A 20,168-nucleotide genomic window follows, 5' to 3' on the forward strand; every position below is an offset into this window, starting at 1 on the left:
GAATGTCATTGAAGGAGTGCAGAGATCAGGCCAACGGAGGCTGGAGAGAAACAGGTTTCAAATCAGCCAATTGCGAATTACGTGATAGCACAAGGCCTGCTTTATTCTGCACGACACCTTTCAATATTCCCGGCATTTTGCACGACCAAAGCCTGGCACAAATCTAATGTGGGAGCGGGGTCTGTGGTGATGCTCGCTACCGAGCCATGACCGCGGTCGGCGTAACCCCAAACCGTGCCCGGTAATCACTCGGCGCCAGCCCGGTAATCTTCTTGAACGTTGCGCGAAACGCACTCGGGTCCTGATAGCCCACGGTCCAGGCAATGTGATCAATGGTGCCGTTGGTGAATTCGAGCATTTCCCGCGCCTTGCCGACTCGCAGATGCTGGCAATACTCGGTGGGTTTCAACCCGGTCGCTGCACGGAACCGCCGCAGGAAAGTACGCTCTTCCAGCCCCGCCCGTTCGGCCATCGCCGCCAACGAGACATCGGTCGCCCCGGTGCTTTGCAGCCAGTGCTGAACCTTGAGAATCAACCCATCGCCATGGTTGAGAATCGGTGAAAAGTTACTGCCGCACTCGCTCGCGCTGTCGCTGTGTTCCACCACCAGAAACCGCGCCGTGCCGGTGGCGATGCTCGGCCCCAGCAAGCGGTCCACCAACCGTAACCCCAGCTCTGACCAGGCCATCAGCCCGGCGGTGGTGATCAGATCACCGTCGTCGACGATGGGCGTGTCTGCCTTGAGCTTTATCGCGGGGTAACGCTCGGCGAAAGATTTAGCCGAAGTCCAGTGGGTGGTGGCGCTACGGCCGTCGAGCAGGCCGCTTTCGGCCAACAGAATAGAACCCACGCAGACCCCGCCGAGGGTCGCGCCGCTGGCATGTTGCTGTCGAATCCAGCGAATCAACCCCTGGGGCGCCTGTCCCTCGGAAAAGCCTCCGATCGAGGGTGGGATCAACACGGCAACCAACGCGCCGGCCGGGCCTGGATGAGTGTCATAGACCCGCTCGAGCACCTGATCGCCCTCGACCTGCCAATGGCTGACCCGCAGCAATGGTAGCTGTGCCGTCTGATGCTCGGCGGCGATCCGGTTGGCCACGCCAAACAGGTCCGTCAACCCATGCACCGCTGCCATCTGCGCACCGGGATAGATCAGCACCCCCAGTTCGGCGACTGCCCTTTCGACTCCCATTGTCAGTTTTCCCCCTTCTATTGTCGGTGCGGCCAATCCTCGAACGAACGGCCAGCGCCAATACTACATTCCACAGCCAACACACACTTCGAGGAAACAGTCATGGCCAAGCAAGCACTCATCGTAGTCGATATCCAGAACGACTACTTCCCCCAAGGCAAGTGGCCGCTGGCGGGCGCCGACGCCGCAGCGGACAACGCCGCACGGTTGATTCAGGCGTTTCGCGAGGCCGGTGATCCGGTGGTGCATATCCGCCACGAATTCACCTCCGACGCCGCACCGTTCTTCACCCCGGGCTCCGACGGCGCGAAGTTGCATCCCAAAGTTCTCAACCGTGCCGACGAACCGGTGGTGCTCAAGCACTTCACCAACTCATTCCGCGAAACCGAACTGGAGTCAATCCTCGACCAGCAAGGCATCGAGCACCTGGTGGTGGTCGGGAGCATGAGCCACATGTGCATCGACGGCATCACCCGTGCCGCGGCAGATCTTGGCTACACCGTCACCGTCGTCCACGATGCCTGCGCCACCCGTGATCTGGAGTTCAACGGTCTGACGGTTCCGGCAGCCCACGTACACGCCGCCTTCATGTCGGCCCTGGGTTTTGCTTATGCAAGCGTGGTGTCCACTGACGATTTTCTGGCTGATTAAGATGAGGAACCTGTGGGAGCGGGCTTGCCCGCGATGAAGCCATCACATCCAACATCTTTGTTGACTGTTACATCGCTATCGCGGGCAAGCCCGCTCCCACAGGATTGCGCTTAACTGACTGGCATTGAGTGATAGACCTTCTTTTGTCATACACCTGTGCAACAGTCGAAAAAATCTCACGCGTGAGCTATTGAAGGCCGCAAAAATTGCCTGTAGTGTTTCTCACGCGTGAGTATTTTTTCACAACGGGGTCAGCATCATGAACAGCAGCTCTCCATCAGATCCGCCTACCGGGTCTGTTACCGATTCGGCGAGTCGCAAGGGAGAGCGCTCGAAACCCTCCGCGAAAAAACCATCCAGCTTCTACATGAAGCAGATGCGCGCGGGCCTGGGTGCCGCCGGGTATGTGAAACACGAGACTTGGGTGCTTCCCGAAAACCGAAGCCTGCTCAAGCAGATGGAGAAACAGCTACGCCAACCGATTCTGGCTGGCTCATTCATGTCGGAGAATTACATGAGCGCAGGTAATAACTGGAACATCGATCGCCTCTACAGCGCCCTTCAGGCCCTCGACGAAGTGATTGCGAACGACATCACCCTTTCCCTCGTTCAAGGCTCCGAATCCAGCATCAAGCTGGAAATGAACGATTTCGGTGGCTTGCCGATTTACATCGCAGTGGTTGGCGATCAGATCATCGTCGATACCGTTCTGGTCGATGTCGAGTCCATCAACGATGTACCGGCCTTCAACGATGCCGTTCTGCGCAGCCGGGAAATGTTCCCGTTGTCCTCGATCGGTATCGAGTCCATGCCTAACGGGCAGATCGTTTACAACATGTTCGGCGCACTGAGCTCCGACTCCAGCCTGACCAACGTCGTGACCGAGGTCAAAACCCTCGTCGACAACGTCCAGCGCGCCAGTGAAGCCTTCGAACGCTTTTTCAATTAATTATTCGGGAACAGGAAATATCCAATGACTCAGTCCATCTGGAGCAAATTGTTCACCGCGCTGCGTGGCGGTGCCAATGAAGTCGGCGAATCGATCGTCGACCAACAGGCGCTGCGCATCCTCGACCAGGAAATTCGCGATGCTGACAGCGCGCTGGCCAACGCCAAGCGCGAGCTGGTCACCATCATGGCCAAGCACAAACTGTCGGCTGATCGCGTCAGCGAGTACAACGCCAAGATCAAGGACCTGGAATCCAAGGCCCTGTCCGCAATCCAGGCCAATCGCGAAGACCTGGCACTGGAAGTGGCCGAAGCCATTTCGACCCTGACCAATGAACTGGATGTCGAGCAAAAGCAGGCCACCGAATTCGGCGGTTACGCGGACAACATGCGCAAAGACATCACCAAGGCCGAAAACCGCATCAAAAGCCTGCGTCAGCAAGTGGACATGGCCAAGGCTCGCGAGAGCGTCCAGAAAGCCCAGGTCAGCGCTTCGATCGCCAGTGGCGGCGCCAACGGCAAGCTGGAAACCGCTGTCGGTACGCTGAACCGTCTGCAAGCCAAGCAACAGCAACGCGCCGCTGAACTGCAAGCCCAGGACGAACTGGCCGATGCGTCGACCGGCACCGACCTGGAGCGCAAGCTGCGCGAAGCCGGCATCACGCCGAACGAAGGCAGCGCCAATGCGATCCTGGAACGCCTGAAGAAAAAATCGGCCGAGTAATCGACTCACGTGCCGGATGCATAACCTGTGGGAGCGAGCCTGCTCGCGAAGAGGGAGTGTCAGTCGACATCAATGTTGCTGACACAACGCTTCGCGAGCAGGCTCGCTCCCACAATGGGTTGCGCTTCAATTTTCGTCGAGTCGAGTTGAGTTGAGTTGAGTTGAGTTGAGTCGAGGTCAAGGATGGATGCCCTGAAGGGTTTCAAGACAATCGCAGGCGTAGCCCTCTTCATGGTTGCGCTGCATCTGCTCAATGCGGCGACCGGCTACAGCCTTACTGCCTTCGGCCTGGTGCCGAGAACATTGCACGGACTGGCCGGCATCATCACCTCGCCTTTCTTGCACTCATCCTTTGCACACCTGAGCGCCAACCTGATTGCCTTCTTGATCCTCGGTACTCTGGTCATTATCGAAGGGCTCAATCGGTTCGTGGCCGTCAGCGCTATCATTATTCTGCTGGGCGGCTCGCTGATCTGGCTGTTCGGTTTTGCAGGCGTACACATCGGTGCCAGCGGATGGGTATTCGGGCTGTGGGCGTACCTCCTGTCGCGCGCCTGGTTCCAGAGAAGCTGGAGCAACCTGATAACGGCCAGTGTCGTCGCCCTGCTCTATGGCGGGCTGATTTTTGGCTTCCTTCCTCGCCGGGGCATTTCCTTCGAAGGGCATATTTTTAGTGCGATCGCCGGGTTTATTGCAGCCAAGGTACTTTTATCTACGCCGCGCAGCAGGTTTAATGCCGCCCGGTAACCGCACTTGAGCACTCAGACGCCAGAGCGATTACGTCGCCAGGAATGAGCCCCCCCACGGAGTCAGGGATGTAATGTCGATTTTCCTTTTGTTGCGTGCGTACGCCTCGTCCTTCTTCCATCGGTTCGGCTGGGCAGGTCTGGCCATTGCGCTGGGCATACACCTGAGTACGGCCTATATCGGCCTGGTGCTTCTGGGCGAACAACACCTCATCGCCCCCGCCACGTTTATCTACTTCTATCTCACCACCACACTCACCGTCGGCTACGGCGATCTCGCGCCGCAGACATCCGCGGGACGGATTTTCGTGGCTACCTGGGTCATGCTCGGGGGCATTGCGCTGCTGACGGCAGCCATCGGCAAAACCACCAGCAGTGTCATCGATGTATGGAGAAAAGGCATGAAGGGCAAAGGCGATTTCACCGGCAAGGTCGGCCACACCGTTCTCATCGGCTGGGAAGGCGCGACCAGCGAGCGGGTGATTGAATTACTGCTGCAGGACGAAACGTCCAATGACAACCTGATCGTCATTTGCGATTGCACCCTTGAAGAAAACCCCATGCCGGGCAAAGCGGCCTTTATCAAAGGCGAAAGCTTGTCCGCTGCCGCGCTTTTGCTGCGGGCCGGCGTGCCTGGCGCCGAACGCGTACTGGTGCGAACCCATTCAGACGATCTGACCCTGGCCACCGTGCTGGCGGTCAATCAACTGAGCCCTGTCGGGCATGTGGTCGCCCACTTCAATGAAAGTGAAATCGCCGCGCTCGCCAGCGCCTACGCCCCCAGCCTGGAATGCACCTCAAGCATGGCCATCGAGATGTTGGTGCGTGCCTCTCAGGACCCGGGCTCGTCTGTGGTCATCAATGAATTGCTTTGCGTGGGCCAAGGCGCCACCCAATACCTGATGAAACTGCCCGAGGCTTTTGAAGCAACGTTCGGCGATCTGTACGCACAGATGAAAGAACGCCACAACGCTACCCTTATCGGCTACCGCGCCAAAGGCGCCCGCCACCCTTCGATCAACCCGCCCGGCGCCACTCGCGTTGAGGGCGGTGAACTCTTCTACATCGCCTCCACGCGCCTCAAGGAAATCTCCAATGGGATGGTTTAAACAGTTGATGGGGCTTGAGGCCCCGACAGCGAATACCGAGTCGAAATGGACAGCCAACGACAGCCCGCCCGCCACCGGGCCGCTGGGCCTGGCATTCGGCAAAGGGGTGATGTTCGATACCACCCTGAAGTTGCTGCTCGACGGCAATACCACAGTGGTCATTCCTGGCTCCCAACAGATCTGGAGCGCCGGCACTGTTGATCTCGGGCAATCGACCTGGTTGTCGCGCTATTACATGAACGACGAAGACTACTGGCTGCAAGTGCACACCACCGGCGACATCGCCGGACAGGTCGAGTCGGTGATCCTGTTCAACTACCTCAGTTACGTCACCATCAACAGTGAAGCGGAGCTGCGTCGACTGGCCGGCCCTCAAAGCCTGATCGGCCTGCCGACCTACACCCACAACGGTGTCGAATACACCCGCGAATGGGGTACCGAGAACGGCCAGACGGAACTGGTGGCCTTGAGCGAGCGCCTGACCAATCCGGATGAGTCCTACAGCATCGAGCACCATTCGATGCTGTACGCCCGCGAAACCGGCCTGACCGATCGCCGGGAATTCCTGCTGTTTTCCGTCGAAGAAGACGCCGAAGGCACCATCAGCTTGAGCACTTCGTTGGGCATCTCGCTGTACACCACCGACCTGAACACTTTTTAAAAAGGAAGAAGTCCATGCTTGAAGCGCTCTCCATCTCCCTGAACAAAGCCGCCGTGCTCGGGTTTGTTTTGTACATTCTCGGCGCCGCCGTGCTGTTCGCGCTGTTCCAGTTCATCTACACCCGAATCACACCGCACAAGGAGTTCGAACTGATCCGTTCGGGCAACGTGGCGGCTGCGATCGCCCTGGGCGGCGCCATCATTGGTTTCGCCATTCCGGCCAGCAATGTGATCGCCTACTCGATCAGCATTCTGGACTTCGTCGTCTGGGCAGTGATCGCCGCTTTCGTTCAACTGCTGGCGTTTCTGGTGACCAGCCTGGTGCTAAAAGGCGCCTCTGAGCGCATCAAGAAAGGTGAAATCGCTGCGGGGATCTATATCGCGGCAGTGGCCATCAGCGTCGGCATGTTGAATGCCGCGTGCATGACCCCTTCCCAGAACTGATTGCGCCACGGAGATCCCGATGAAACGAAGCAAGTACGTTCAGCTCTCCCTGGCAGCATCGGTCGCCATGGCGATATCAGGCTGCGGGCCGACGGAAAAAACCTACGAGATACACAAAAAGTACAACTTCCAGTCCGTCCAGCAGTGCGCCGATGAAAAGCTCCCGGTCGACATCTGTTCTGACGCCTATATGAAGGCCATGGCCCAGCATCGAAGCATTGCGCCGGTGTACGACAACCAGGCCGATTGCGACGCCGACTTCGTTACCGACTGGTGCCAGCAGGATTCCGCCGGCAAGTTCATCCCCAAGCTCGGCGGTTTCGAGCTGAACGCCGATGGCGAGGTCACGCAAGCCGAAGTGGACGCGGCCAAGGCCAAACTGCCCGCGTCGGAAGCGAACGCCGCCGGGTCAGGCTTCTCCGGCAGCAGCCTGCTGACCGGGTTGCTGATCGGCAACATGCTCAGCAGCAACCGCAACAGTTACTACTCCGAACCGGTCTATCGCTATCGCGATGATCGCGGTGACTACTCGTCCTCGACACTCAGCCAGCGGGTATCGTCAGGTTCAACCTTCAACAGGTCCAATCAGGCGCGCTACGGCAGCAGCGGCAGTTACACCGACACCATCACCCGCAGTAAGCCGGTGTCTGTTGCATCGTCCACCTCCCGCGGCGGCTTCGGCAGCCAGGCTAGCGCACGCAGCGGCTGGGGCGGATCGAGCAAGAGTTTTGGCGGGTCGAGCAGTTAAGGAAACAGGGCCATGAAGAAAATCCTCTGCGCAGAGCGTCATGACTGGAAACAGACCGCCGAGAGTCTCGGCTTTCTGTTCCATACCATCGACGATGAACCCTATTGGGACGAGAGCGCGTACTACCAGTTCACGCTCAAACAGATCGAGAACGATCTCGAAGACCCGACCACCGAGCTTCATGAGATGTGCATGGACCTGGTGGCCCGCGTGGTTCAGAGCGAGGAGCTGCTGGAGCGCCTGAGCATTCCCGCGCCATTCTTCGACATGGTTCGCACTTCATGGCTCGAAGGCCACCCGCACCTGTATGGGCGCATGGATTTCTCCTACAACGGCAGCGGGCCGGCCAAATTGCTGGAACTCAACTACGACACGCCGACCAGCCTGTATGAGGCGGCAGCGTTTCAGTGGGGCTGGCTTGAGCAATGCATCGAACGCGGCTTGCTGCCCAAGCATGCCGACCAGTTCAACAGCATCGACACCAAGCTGCATCAGGCCTTTGCCCAACTGCAGCTCAAAGAGCCCTTCTATTTCGCCTCGATGAAAGACTCGGTCGAAGACAAGGGCACCACCGATTACCTGCGTCTGGTCGCGGAAAAGGTCGGCATCGAATCGCGGCATATCGATATCGAGGACATCGGCCTCACCAGTGAAGGACGTTTCGTCGATTTAGAAGATCGTTGGATTCCTCACCTGTTCAAGCTGCATGCCTGGGAGTTCATCTTCCACGAACCCTTCGGCGCAGCGATCGCCCAGAGCGACACACAGTTTTTCGAGCCGGCCTGGAAATCCATCATCTCCAACAAGGGGATCCTGCCGCTGCTGTGGGAGTTCAACAAAGGTCACCCGAACCTGCTCGAGTCGTACCTGGACGCCGACCCGAGCAAAGCCGTGCCCAAGGGCTGGGTACGCAAGCCGTTCTTCTCCCGGGAAGGTGCCAACATCGAGCTGCAAACTGCTGAGGGGCTGATCGTGAAAGAGGACGGACCCTACACCGACGCGCCGTTTATCCTTCAGGAGTTCGCCCCGCTGCCGAAGTTTGGCGACAGCTACACGCTGATCGGTTCCTGGGTGATCGGGGATCAAGCGGCCGGCATCGGCGTGCGCGAGGACAACAGTTTGATTACCAAGGATTCGAGCCGGTTCTTGCCGCATCTGATACTCGATTGACCCCTCCATCGCCCACTAAAAAGGCCGGGTGTCGACATATCGTCAGACACCCACAAGACTTACTGCGCAAATGCCGGATAATGGCGGCCATTCGTTTAGCCGCTATTCTGGTAATCCCCCATGGAAATCAAGGTCAACTTTCTCGACAACCTTCGACTTGAAGCCAAGTTCGATGACTTCACGGTGGTGGCCGATCAACCTATCCGCTACAAGGGCGATGGCTCGGCACCGGGTCCGTTCGACTACTTCCTGGCTTCGTCGGCGCTGTGTGCGGCGTATTTTGTGAAACTGTACTGCGACACGCGCAGTATCCCCACGGATAACATCCGCCTGTCGCAGAACAACATTGTTGATCCGGAAAACCGCTACAACCAGATTTTCAAGATCCAGGTCGAGTTGCCGGCGGACATCTCCGACAAGGACCGCCAGGGCATCCTGCGTTCCATCGACCGTTGCACCGTGAAAAAAGTGGTGCAAGCCGGGCCTGAGTTTGTGATCGAAGAGGTGGACAACCTCGACGCCGATGCCCAGGCTTTGTTGATGCCTGCTTCCAACTCAGAGGCGAGCACCTATATTGCCGGCAAGGATCTGCCGCTGGAGCAAACCATCGCCAACATGTCGGCCATTCTGGCGGACCTGGGCATGAAGATTGAAATCGCCTCGTGGCGCAATATCGTGCCCAATGTGTGGTCGCTGCATATCCGCGATGCGCACTCGCCGATGTGCTTTACCAACGGCAAGGGTGCGACCAAGGAAGGCGCGTTGGCGTCGGCGTTGGGCGAGTTTATCGAGCGACTCAACTGCAACTTCTTCTACAACGACCAGTTCTGGGGCGAAGACATCGCCGACGCAGCGTTTGTGCACTACCCGGACGAACGCTGGTTCAAGCCTGGCCGTAAAGATGCACTGCCGGCCGAAATCCTCGACGAGTATTGCCTGAAGATTTACAACCGCGACGGCGAGCTGCGTGGCTCCCACCTGATCGATACCAACTCGGGCAATGAAGAGCGCGGCATCTGCTCGCTGCCGTACGTGCGCCAGTCGGACGGCGAGGTGGTGTATTTCCCGTCCAACCTGATTGAAAACCTGTTCCTGAGCAATGGCATGAGTGCCGGTAACACGCTGGCCGAAGCCCAGGTGCAGTGCCTGTCGGAAATCTTCGAGCGCGCGGTAAAACGCGAAATCATCGAAGGTGAATTTGCCCTGCCGGATGTGCCAGCTCACGTACTGGCGAAGTACCCCGGGATACTGGCCGGTATTCAGGCGCTGGAAGAACAAGGGTTCCCCGTGTTGGTGAAGGATGCGTCCCTGGGAGGTGAATTCCCGGTGATGTGCGTCACGCTGATGAACCCGCGAACCGGTGGTGTGTTCGCCTCGTTCGGCGCGCATCCGAGCCTGGAAGTGGCGCTGGAACGCAGCCTGACCGAATTGCTGCAAGGCCGCAGCTTCGAAGGCCTCAACGACTTGCCCCAGCCGACTTTTGAAGGTCATGCAGTGACCGAGCCGAATAACTTCGTCGAGCACTTTATCGACTCCAGCGGCGTGGTGTCGTGGCGCTTCTTCAGCTCAAAATCGGATTACGAATTCGTGGAGTGGGACTTCTCCGGCCAGGGTGAAAACTCGAATGCCGAGGAAGCCGCGACCTTGTTCGGCATTCTCAAAGGCATGGGCAAAGAAGTGTACATGGCGGTCTACGAGCATATCGGTGCAACGGCCTGCCGCATCCTGGTACCGAACTATTCGGAAATCTATCCCGCAGACGATCTGATCTGGGATAACACCAACAAAGCGCTGTTCTTCCGCACCGACATCCTGAACCTGCATCGCCTGGACGAAGACGAACTGCAAGCGCTGGTTGAACGCCTGGTGGAAAGTGAGCTGGACGACTACACCGACATCACCACCTTGATCGGCATCGAGTTTGACGACAATACGGCTTGGGGTCAGTTGACGATCCTGGAGTTGAAGCTGCTGATTTATCTCGCCTTGCAGCGGTTTGAAGAGGCAAAAGAAGCGGTAGAAATGTTCCTGCAGTACAACGACAACACGGTTGAGCGTGGCTTGTTCTATCAGGCTGTCAATGTGGTGCTGGAGATGAAGCTGGACGAAGACCTGGAACTGGAAGACTACGAGGCCAATTTCCGCCGGATGTTCGGCAACGAGCGGACAGATGCAGCAATCGGATCGGTGAACGGCAGCGTGCGCTTCCATGGCTTGACGCCGACCAGCATGAAACTGGAGGGGCTCGACAGGCACCTGCGGTTGATCGATAGCTACAAGAAACTGCACTCGGCACGGGCCAATGTGACCACTTTATTCAGTTAACAGCGCCCACAAAAAAGCGAAGCCAGATGGCTTCGCTTTTTTGTTACTGACTGGATAGCTGCTTTTTAGAACGGGATATCGTCATCAAAGCTGTCGAAATCCGGAGCCGGCTGAGGAGCGGCCTGCTGCTGTGGAGCCGGGCGCGACTGTTGCGGTGCCGACTGCTGCGGACGCGGAGCCTGCTGACGTGGGGCTGGGGCGGATTGCTGGTAGTTATTGCCCCCGCCTTGTTGGTCGCCCTGTTGTGGACGGCCGCCCAGCAGTTGCATGGTGCCTTGCATATCGACCACGATTTCAGTGGTGTAACGCTTGATACCGTCTTTTTCCCACTCGCGGGTCTGCAGCTTGCCTTCGATGTAGACCTGCGAACCTTTACGCAGGTATTCGCCGGCAATTTCGGCAACCTTGCCGAACATCGACACACGGTGCCATTCGGTCTTCTCGACCTTCTGACCGGTTTGCTTGTCGGTCCACTGTTCGCTGGTCGCCAGACTCAGGTTGGTCACGGCGTTACCGTTAGGCAAGTAGCGAACTTCGGGATCCTGGCCGCAAGTGCCGACCAATATGACTTTGTTAACCCCACGGGCCATAACGTTCTCCTAGGCTTCGCACGCTGTCGCGGCCGGGTTGTTCACCAGACGCTCCAAGGTAGTGCGATCCAATAATTCGGTGTCCAGTTTGATGTAAATCGCCGCTTCATCTGCAACCACGATTGCATCGGTTACTCCAACGACGGCCTTCAGGCGCTCGATCAGGCCAGCTTCACGAATCGCTTCGGGCGACAACGGCAAGCGCAGGCTCGTCACATACGGAGGTTCGCGCATGGTAACAGCAAAGGCCAGCCAGAGGGCAGCCAGGCCGGCGCATCCGAGGAAGACAGCCGACAAACCGCCGTGCTGGAACATCCAGCCGCCGAGGATCCCGCCCAGTGCCGAACCGAGGAACTGACTGGTGGAATAAACCCCCATCGCCGTGCCCTTGCCGCCCGCCGGTGAAACCTTGCTGATCAGCGATGGCAACGAAGCTTCCAGCAAGTTGAACGCGGTAAAGAACACCACCGTCCCGATCACCAGAGCCCGCAAGCTGTCGCCGAACTGCCAGAAGAATAGCTCAGTGAGCATCAGCGTCACGACGGCGCCGAGTAAAACTCGTTTCATTTTGCGTTTCTTCTCGCCGTAGATAATGAACGGGATCATGGCGAAGAAGGAAATCAGCAGCGCGGCCAGGTATACCCACCAGTGCTGCTCCTTGGGCAAACCGGCTTTTTCGACCAGAGCCAGCGGCAACGCAACGAAGCTCGACATCAACATCGCGTGCAACACAAAAATGCCCAGGTCCAGGCGCAGCAGGTCCGGATGCTTGAGCGTCGGTATCAGCGCCTGGCGCGCGACACCGGACTCGCGGTGCTGCAACGGGCCGGTGGCGCGGGGCACCATGAACATCACGATGACGATGCCGAACAACGCCATGCCGCCGGTGGCGAAGAACAACCCGGACAGGCCAAAGGCACGGGTCAGCAACGGCCCAACAACCATGGCGACAGCGAACGACAGGCCGATCGTCATGCCGATCATGGCCATGGCTTTGGTCCGATGCTGTTCCCGGGTCAGGTCCGACAGCAACGCCATGACCGCCGCGGAAATCGCCCCGGCGCCCTGCAGGATGCGTCCGGCAATGACGCCCCAGATCGAATCCGCATTGGCCGCCAGCACGCTCCCCAGGGCGAAGACGATCAGCCCCAGGTAAATCACCGGACGGCGACCGATGCGGTCGGAAATGAAGCCGAAAGGAATCTGAAAGATCGCCTGGGTCAGGCCGTAAGCGCCAATCGCCAACCCGATGAGGGCCGGGGTCGCTCCCGCCAGTTCCATCCCATAGGTCGCCAGTACCGGCAACACCATGAACATGCCAAGCATACGGAAGGCGAACACCAGGGCCAGACCGCTTGCTGCGCGGGTCTCACTGCCACTCATGCGTTCGCTGTGGGGATCGTGCATGGAAAAACCTCATGTGAACCGGCGGCGATTCTACCAGTCCCATCGATTGACGGGGTATATCGCGACGCAATGACGCGCTCTGCTGACAGACTCTTCATGTAAGGCTGCGGCCCTCTCATTTGATAGTGTGCATCCATCCAGTATTTGGCCGTATACTCCTACGTTTTCGACGCCCGCCGAGCGAGGCCACTTTGGACAAGATCCTGATTCGTGGGGCCCGAACCCACAACCTGAAGAACATCGACCTGACCCTGCCACGGGACAAACTGATTGTTATCACCGGCCTGTCCGGATCCGGCAAGTCGTCGCTGGCTTTCGACACGCTGTACGCCGAAGGCCAGCGACGCTATGTCGAATCGCTGTCGGCCTACGCCCGGCAGTTCCTGTCGATGATGGAAAAACCTGACGTCGACACCATCGAAGGCCTGTCGCCAGCGATCTCCATCGAACAGAAGTCGACCTCGCACAACCCGCGTTCGACGGTCGGCACCATTACCGAAATCTACGACTACCTGCGCCTGCTCTACGCTCGCGTCGGTATTCCGCGCTGCCCGGATCACGACATTCCGCTGGAAGCCCAAACCGTCAGCCAGATGGTCGATCTGGTGCTGGCACAACCTGAGGGCAGCAAACTGATGTTGCTGGCCCCGGTGATCCGCGAGCGTAAGGGCGAGCACCTCTCGGTCTTCGAAGAACTGCGGGCCCAGGGTTTTGTGCGGGCACGGGTCAACGGCAAGCTCTGCGAACTGGACGAGTTGCCGAAGCTGGATAAACAGAAGAAGCACTCGATCGACGTCGTGGTCGACCGCTTCAAGGTCCGCGCCGATTTGCAACAACGCCTGGCCGAATCGTTCGAGACCGCGCTCAAACTGGCGGACGGTATCGCTCTTGTGGCGCCAATGGACGACGAGCCCGGCGAAGAAATCATCTTCTCCGCCCGCTTCGCCTGCCCGATCTGCGGCCATGCCATCAGCGAGCTGGAACCCAAGCTGTTTTCCTTCAACAACCCGGCCGGCGCTTGCCCGACCTGCGATGGTCTGGGGGTTAAACAGTTCTTCGACATCAAACGACTGGTGAACGGTGAACTGACCCTGGCCGAAGGCGCGATTCGCGGCTGGGACCGGCGTAACGTCTATTACTTCCAGATGCTTGGCTCGCTGGCCTCGCACTACAAATTCAGTCTTGAAGTGCCGTTCAACGAACTGCCGGCCGATCAGCAGAAATTCATCCTGCATGGCAGCGGCTCGCAGAACGTCGACTTCAAATACCTGAACGACCGTGGCGATATCGTCAAACGTTCGCACCCGTTCGAAGGCATCGTGCCGAACCTGGAACGCCGTTACCGCGAAACCGAGTCGGCTTCGGTCCGTGAAGAACTGGCCAAGTTCCTCAGCACCCAACCCTGCCCGGATTGCCGCGGCACCCGCCTGCGTCGCGAGGCACGGCATGTGTGGGTTGGTGAGAAAACCTTGCCGGCGGTGACCAATCTGCCGATCGGCGACGCCTGTGAGTATTTCGGCGTGCTGAAACTGACCGGCCGCCGTGGCGAGATTGCCGACAAGATCCTCAAGGAAATCCGCGAGCGGCTGCAGTTTCTGGTCAACGTTGGCCTGGACTACTTATCACTGGATCGCAGTGCCGACACGCTGTCCGGCGGTGAAGCCCAGCGGATTCGCCTGGCCAGTCAGATTGGCGCCGGTCTGGTGGGGGTTCTGTATATCCTCGATGAACCGTCGATCGGTCTGCATCAACGGGACAACGACCGGTTGCTGGGCACCCTCAAGCATCTGCGGGACATCGGCAACACAGTGATCGTGGTCGAGCACGATGAAGATGCGATTCGTCTGGCCGACTATGTGGTGGATATCGGCCCGGGTGCAGGCGTGCACGGCGGGCATATCGTTGCCGAAGGGACGCCGGCCGAAGTCATGGCTCACCCTGATTCGCTGACCGGCAAGTATTTGTCGGGCCGGGTGAAGATCGAAGTTCCAGCCAAACGCACGCCGCGTAACAAGAAGTTGTCGCTATCCCTCAAAGGCGCTCGCGGCAACAACTTGCGCAATGTCGATCTGGAGATTCCGATCGGCCTGCTGACCTGCGTGACGGGTGTCTCCGGTTCGGGCAAGTCGACGCTGATCAACAACACGCTGTTTCCTTTGAGCGCTACAGCACTCAATGGGGCAACGACTCTGGAAGCGGCTGCTCACGACAGCATTAAAGGCCTGGAACATCTGGACAAGGTTGTGGACATCGATCAGAGCCCGATCGGCCGCACGCCGCGCTCCAACCCGGCAACGTATACCGGGCTGTTCACGCCGATTCGCGAACTGTTCGCTGGCGTTCCGGAGTCCCGCTCTCGCGGTTACGGTCCTGGGCGCTTCTCCTTCAACGTGAAGGGCGGACGCTGCGAGGCCTGTCAGGGCGATGGCCTGATCAAGGTGGAGATGCACTTCCTGCCGGACATCTATGTTCCGTGTGATGTTTGCAAGAGCAAGCGCTACAACCGCGAAACGCTGGAGATCAAGTACAAGGGCAAGAGCATCCACGAAACCCTGGAGATGACCATCGAGGAAGCTCGAGTCTTCTTCGACGCGGTTCCGGCTCTGGCGCGCAAGCTTCAGACGTTGATGGATGTCGGTCTGTCGTACATCAAGCTAGGACAATCGGCGACCACACTATCTGGCGGTGAAGCCCAGCGGGTGAAACTGTCGCGCGAGTTGTCCAAGCGCGATACCGGCAAGACGCTGTATATCCTCGATGAACCGACTACCGGCTTGCACTTCGCCGATATCCAGCAACTGCTCGACGTACTGCATCGTCTGCGCGACCACGGCAATACCGTGGTCGTGATCGAACACAACCTGGATGTGATCAAAACCGCCGACTGGTTGGTGGACCTGGGGCCGGAAGGTGGTTCCAAGGGCGGCCAGATCATTGCCGTCGGCACACCGGAAGAAGTGTCCGAGATGAAGCAGTCTCACACCGGTTACTACCTCAAACCGCTGCTGGCTCGCGACAGGGCCTGAATCAGGGCCATGAAAAAGCCCCTGTCACTTTGTCGGTGACAGGGGCTTTTGTTTGTGTGGCCTGCTAAAAGATCAGAACTGCGATTGCAGGTAATTTTCCAGACCAATCAGTTTGATCAGACCCAGCTGCTTCTCCAGCCAGTAGGTATGATCTTCTTCGGTATCGGCCAGCTGAATGCGCAGGATCTCGCGGGTGACGTAGTCCTTGTGCAGCTCGCAAAGCTCAATGCCCTTGCAGAGAGCTGCCCGAACCTTGTACTCCAGACGCAAGTCAGCGGCGAGCATGTCAGGCACGGTGGTGCCGACATCCAGATCGTCCGGACGCATACGCGGAGTACCTTCGAGCATGAGGATCCGACGCATCAGGGCGTCAGCGTGCTGCGCCTCTTCTTCCATCTCGTGATTGATACGTTCGTAGAGCTCGGTGAACCCCCAGTCCTCGTACATCCGCGAATGGATGAAATATTGATCACGGGCTGCCAGTTCGCCTGTCAGCAACGTGTTGAGGTAATCGATTACGTCTGGGTGACCTTGCATCGCCCTACATCTCCCTGCTTGAAAGTCTGTAGTTTGAACCAAGCTGACCGGAAGGTCACTCGCTCGACGCAATGAAAGCGAAGATATTCTGAGAAAAACAGTTTAAATGACGCAAAAACCGCCCAAATGAGGGCGGTTCTGCTTATCGTTTAGACTTAGTTAAGCTGTAAGCCCAACGCCTTTGCGATGCCTTCTCCATAAGCTGGGTCAGCCCTGAAGAAATGCTGCAGTTGACGATCAATCACGTCACCGGAAACCCCGGCCATGGCACCGGCAATGTTGTTGATCAGCAGGGCTTTCTGCTCATCGTTCATTAGACGGAACAGCGCACCGGCATGGCTGTAGTAGTCAGTATCTTCGCGATGATCGTAACGATCGGCGGCGCCGCTCAAGGCCAAGGCTGGTTCCGCATAATGCGGTGCCTGTTTCGGTGATTCCACGTAGCTGTTCGGCTCATAGTTCGGCGCCGCACCACCATTGACGCCAAATGCCATGGAGCCGTCGCGCTGGTAGGTGTTGACCGGACTACGAGGCGCATTCACCGGCAGGTGCTGGTGATTGGTGCCCACACGGTAGCGATGGGCATCGGCGTAAGCGAACACGCGACCTTGCAGCATGCGATCAGGGGACAGACCGACACCCGGGACCATGTTGCTCGGACCGAACGCAGCTTGCTCGACTTCAGCGAAGTAGTTCAGCGGATTGCGGTTGAGCTCCAGCTCGCCCACCTTGATCAACGGAAACTCTTTCTGCGACCAGGTTTTGGTCACGTCGAACGGGTTCTCGTAGTGATCAGCGGCCTGGGCCTCGGTCATGACCTGGATGTTGACACTCCATTTCGGGAAGTCTCCGCGCTCAATGGCGCCGAACAGGTCACGTTGTGCGTAATCCGGATCGGTACCCGCCAGCCGCGCCGCTTCTGCCGGAGCAAGGTTCTTGATCCCCTGTTTGGTTTTGTAGTGCCACTTTACCCAGTGACGCTCGCCATTGGCGTTAATCAGGCTGTAGGTGTGGCTACCAAAGCCGTGCATGTGGCGATAACCATCAGGGATGCCGCGGTCCGAGAACAGAATAGTGACCTGGTGCAATGCCTCAGGTGAGTGAGACCAGAAGTCCCACATCGCCTGCGCGCTTTTCAAGTTGCTTTGCGGCAGGCGCTTCTGGGTGTGGATAAAGTCAGGGAATTTCAGCGGATCACGGATGAAGAATACCGGTGTGTTGTTACCGACGATGTCCCAGTTGCCTTCTTCTGTGTAGAACTTCAGGGCAAATCCGCGTGGATCACGCTCGGTATCAGCCGAACCGCGCTCGCCACCCACGGTGGAGAATCGCAGGAAGGTCGGAGTTTGTTTGCCAACAGACTCGAACAGCTTGGCACTGGTGTACTGAGTGATATCGCGAGTCACCGTGAATGTACCGTAAGCACCCGACCCTTTCGCATGCACGCGACGCTCCGGGATGTTTTCACGGTTGAAGTGGGCAAGTTTCTCAATCAGGTGGAAATCGTCGAGCAGCAAAGGACCACGAGGGCCGGCGGAGCGGGAATTCTGGTTGTCGGCAACAGGAGCGCCACTGGCGGTCGTAAGCGTTTTATTCTGGCTCATGCGATCTCTTCCTCTGTCAGTCTTGGAACTGCCGGCTAATCGGCTGGGAGGGAGTATCAACCATGCACATGACGCCATCAAATTCATTAAATTGTGGGCAGTGATAGAAATTTACTAACGGAGATCGGAGATGGATAGTCGCAAGGCCATACTTTTCAGACGCGCACAAAAAACCGGGCACTAGGCCCGGTTCCTTGTTTCAGACTGACGTCTTACTCAGCGGATACAGCTTCACCGCCGACAGCACGATCAACCAACTCGACGTACGCCATAGGCGCGTTGTCGCCAGCGCGGAAACCGCACTTGAGGATGCGCAGGTAGCCACCCTCACGGGTAGCGTAACGCTTGCCCAGGTCGTTGAAGAGCTTACCAACGATAGCTTTCGAACGAGTACGGTCAAAAGCCAGACGACGGTTAGCAACGCTGTCTGTCTTGGCCAAAGTGATCAGCGGCTCAGCAACGCGGCGCAGTTCTTTGGCTTTTGGCAGTGTAGTTTTGATCAGCTCGTGCTCGAACAGCGACACCGCCATGTTTTGAAACATGGCCTTGCGGTGCGAGCTGGTGCGGCTCAGGTGACGACCACTTTTACGATGACGCATGGTTCATTCCTTACCAAACACAACGTTCGGTGATTACGACGATCAGGCAGTCGCCTTGTCGTCCTTCTTAAGACTTGCAGGCGGCCAGTTGTCGAGGCGCATGCCGAGGGACAGACCGCGGGAGGCCAGAACGTCCTTGATTTCAGTCAAGGATTTCTTGCCAAGGTTCGGAGTCTTCAACAGCTCTACTTCGGTACGCTGAATCAGGTCGCCGATGTAGTAGATGTTTTCCGCCTTAAGGCAGTTAGCCGAACGTACAGTCAGTTCCAGATCGTCAACCGGGCGAAGCAGGATCGGATCAATCTCGTCTTCCTGCTCGACAACCACTGGCTCACTGTCACCTTTGAGGTCGACGAACGCAGCCAACTGCTGTTGCAGAATGGTTGCAGCGCGGCGGATAGCCTCTTCAGGATCCAGGGTACCGTTGGTTTCCAGATCAATAACCAGCTTGTCCAGGTTAGTACGCTGTTCGACACGGGCGTTTTCCACCACGTATGCGATACGGCGAACCGGGCTGAACGAAGAGTCAAGCTGCAAGCGACCGATGCTGCGGCTTTCATCTTCATCGCTCTGACGCGAGTCTGCCGGTTCATAACCACGACCACGAGCTACAGTGAGCTTCATGTTCAGGGCGCCGTTAGACGCCAGGTTAGCGATTACGTGATCGGGGTTGACGATCTCGACATCATGATCCAGCTGAATATCGGCAGCGGTAACCACCCCCGAACCCTTCTTCGACAAGGTCAGCGTAACTTCGTCTCGACCGTGCAGCTTGATAGCCAGACCTTTAAGGTTCAACAGGATTTCAATTACGTCTTCCTGTACACCTTCGATGGCGCTGTACTCGTGGAGCACACCGTCAATCTCGGCCTCGACTACTGCACAGCCGGGCATTGAGGACAACAGGATGCGGCGCAGCGCGTTGCCCAGGGTGTGGCCGAAACCACGCTCGAGAGGCTCGAGAGTGATCTTGGCGCGGGTTGGACTGACAACCTGCACATCAATATGGCGGGGTGTCAGGAACTCATTTACCGAAATCTGCATGGATGCACCTATTTTCTAGCCCTTACTTGGAGTAGAGCTCGACAATCAGGCTTTCGTTGATGTCGGCGGACAGATCACTGCGAGCAGGAACGTTCTTGAAAACGCCCGACTTCTTCTCAGTGTCTACTTCTACCCATTCTACGCGGCCACGTTGGGCACACAGATCGAGAGCTTGGACAATGCGAAGTTGGTTCTTTGCTTTCTCGCGAACTGCGACCACGTCACCAGCACGAACCTGGTAAGACGGAACGTTTACGGTCTGACCGTTAACGCTGATCGACTTGTGCGATACCAGCTGACGGGATTCGGCACGAGTAGAGCCAAAACCCATACGGTATACAACGTTGTCCAGACGGCATTCGAGCAGCTGCAACAGGTTTTCGCCAGTTGCGCCTTTCTTGCCAGCAGCTTCTTTGTAGTAGCCGCTGAATTGACGCTCGAGAACGCCGTAGATACGACGGACCTTCTGCTTTTCACGCAGTTGGGTGCCGTAATCGGACTGGCGACCGCGGCGTTGGCCGTGGATACCAGGTGCTGCTTCGATGTTGCACTTCGATTCGATCGCGCGCACGCCGCTCTTCAGAAAGAGATCGGTACCTTCGCGACGAGCGAGTTTGCATTTTGGACCAATGTAACGAGCCATT

At 57.8% G+C, this 20,168-nt stretch carries 19 protein-coding genes; 11 read left to right on the top strand and 8 right to left on the bottom strand.

The window, feature by feature from the left end; all coding sequences use genetic code 11:
- Positions 1-196: 196 nt before the first annotated feature.
- A complete protein-coding gene (locus tag AACY49_RS23745) occupies positions 197-1,192 on the bottom strand; it encodes a GlxA family transcriptional regulator (protein ID WP_339526811.1) in 996 nt (331 codons plus the stop codon).
- Between the two features lie 102 nt (positions 1,193-1,294).
- Here AACY49_RS23745 and AACY49_RS23750 point away from each other — a divergent pair, with 102 nt between their 5' ends.
- The 10 genes from AACY49_RS23750 (at position 1,295) to AACY49_RS23795 (ending at position 10,717) form a co-directional block, all read left to right on the top strand.
- Entirely contained in the window at positions 1,295-1,843 is a 549-nt protein-coding gene (locus AACY49_RS23750; protein WP_258698843.1) for a cysteine hydrolase family protein, read from the top strand.
- Positions 1,844-2,210: 367 nt separating this feature from the next.
- Complete coding sequence (locus tag AACY49_RS23755) at positions 2,211-2,792, top strand: YjfI family protein (RefSeq protein WP_258698842.1); 582 nt, start codon at positions 2,211-2,213, stop codon at positions 2,790-2,792.
- Positions 2,793-2,816: 24 nt separating this feature from the next.
- On the top strand, positions 2,817-3,515 hold the full coding sequence (locus AACY49_RS23760; RefSeq protein WP_258698841.1) for a PspA/IM30 family protein: 699 nt from the start codon (positions 2,817-2,819) through the stop codon (positions 3,513-3,515).
- A gap of 183 nt (positions 3,516-3,698) precedes the next feature.
- Complete coding sequence (locus AACY49_RS23765; protein ID WP_258698840.1) at positions 3,699-4,262, top strand: rhomboid family intramembrane serine protease; 564 nt, start codon at positions 3,699-3,701, stop codon at positions 4,260-4,262.
- Between the two features lie 73 nt (positions 4,263-4,335).
- A complete protein-coding gene (locus AACY49_RS23770; RefSeq protein ID WP_339526815.1) occupies positions 4,336-5,370 on the top strand; it encodes a potassium channel family protein in 1,035 nt (344 codons plus the stop codon).
- On the top strand, positions 5,357-6,031 hold the full coding sequence (locus AACY49_RS23775; RefSeq protein ID WP_258698838.1) for a YjfK family protein: 675 nt from the start codon (positions 5,357-5,359) through the stop codon (positions 6,029-6,031). The genes AACY49_RS23770 and AACY49_RS23775 overlap by 14 nt, the downstream gene beginning before the upstream one ends.
- Positions 6,032-6,045: 14 nt before the next feature.
- A complete protein-coding gene (locus AACY49_RS23780; protein ID WP_008008913.1) occupies positions 6,046-6,474 on the top strand; it encodes a DUF350 domain-containing protein in 429 nt (142 codons plus the stop codon).
- Positions 6,475-6,493: 19 nt separating this feature from the next.
- Complete coding sequence (locus AACY49_RS23785) at positions 6,494-7,222, top strand: DUF1190 domain-containing protein (protein WP_258698837.1); 729 nt, start codon at positions 6,494-6,496, stop codon at positions 7,220-7,222.
- A 12-nt stretch (positions 7,223-7,234) separates the two neighbouring features.
- Positions 7,235-8,392, top strand: coding sequence for a glutathionylspermidine synthase family protein (locus tag AACY49_RS23790; protein ID WP_339526818.1), 1,158 nt, complete (start codon positions 7,235-7,237; stop codon positions 8,390-8,392).
- A 120-nt stretch (positions 8,393-8,512) separates the two neighbouring features.
- Positions 8,513-10,717 carry an OsmC domain/YcaO domain-containing protein gene (locus tag AACY49_RS23795; RefSeq protein WP_339526820.1) on the top strand — a complete coding sequence of 735 codons (2,205 nt, stop codon included), beginning with the start codon at positions 8,513-8,515 and terminating at the stop codon, positions 10,715-10,717.
- Between the two features lie 65 nt (positions 10,718-10,782).
- On the opposite strand, the gene AACY49_RS23800 is transcribed toward AACY49_RS23795, so the two are convergent.
- Positions 10,783-11,307 carry a single-stranded DNA-binding protein gene (locus AACY49_RS23800; RefSeq protein WP_007896798.1) on the bottom strand — a complete coding sequence of 175 codons (525 nt, stop codon included), beginning with the start codon at positions 11,305-11,307 and terminating at the stop codon, positions 10,783-10,785.
- Between the two features lie 9 nt (positions 11,308-11,316).
- Complete coding sequence (locus AACY49_RS23805) at positions 11,317-12,714, bottom strand: MFS transporter (protein WP_320393155.1); 1,398 nt, start codon at positions 12,712-12,714, stop codon at positions 11,317-11,319.
- A gap of 191 nt (positions 12,715-12,905) precedes the next feature.
- On the opposite strand from AACY49_RS23805, the gene uvrA reads away from it, so the two are divergent.
- Positions 12,906-15,740: an excinuclease ABC subunit UvrA gene (gene uvrA, locus AACY49_RS23810; RefSeq protein WP_339526823.1), complete on the top strand. Its 2,835-nt coding sequence runs from the start codon at positions 12,906-12,908 to the stop codon at positions 15,738-15,740.
- A 72-nt stretch (positions 15,741-15,812) separates the two neighbouring features.
- Here the strand turns inward: uvrA and bfr are convergent, their stop codons facing one another.
- The 5 genes from bfr to rpsD all read right to left on the bottom strand — a co-directional run bounded on the left by bfr (position 15,813) and on the right by rpsD (position 20,167).
- Entirely contained in the window at positions 15,813-16,277 is a 465-nt protein-coding gene (gene bfr / locus AACY49_RS23815) for a bacterioferritin (protein ID WP_258698832.1), read from the bottom strand.
- 155 nt (positions 16,278-16,432) lie between these two features.
- Positions 16,433-17,881: a catalase gene (locus AACY49_RS23820; protein ID WP_339526825.1), complete on the bottom strand. Its 1,449-nt coding sequence runs from the start codon at positions 17,879-17,881 to the stop codon at positions 16,433-16,435.
- A 212-nt stretch (positions 17,882-18,093) separates the two neighbouring features.
- On the bottom strand, positions 18,094-18,480 hold the full coding sequence (gene rplQ, locus AACY49_RS23825) for a 50S ribosomal protein L17 (RefSeq protein ID WP_007955635.1): 387 nt from the start codon (positions 18,478-18,480) through the stop codon (positions 18,094-18,096).
- A gap of 42 nt (positions 18,481-18,522) precedes the next feature.
- On the bottom strand, positions 18,523-19,524 hold the full coding sequence (locus tag AACY49_RS23830; protein WP_003186012.1) for a DNA-directed RNA polymerase subunit alpha: 1,002 nt from the start codon (positions 19,522-19,524) through the stop codon (positions 18,523-18,525).
- A gap of 22 nt (positions 19,525-19,546) precedes the next feature.
- Positions 19,547-20,167 (bottom strand): 30S ribosomal protein S4, encoded by a 621-nt coding sequence (gene rpsD / locus AACY49_RS23835; RefSeq protein ID WP_003176404.1) that lies wholly within the window; start codon positions 20,165-20,167, stop codon positions 19,547-19,549.
- Between the last annotated feature and the right edge of the window lies 1 nt (position 20,168).

The organism is Pseudomonas sp. EL_65y_Pfl2_R96, assembly GCF_963970905.1.
In the GTDB taxonomy this organism is placed as follows: domain Bacteria; phylum Pseudomonadota; class Gammaproteobacteria; order Pseudomonadales; family Pseudomonadaceae; genus Aquipseudomonas.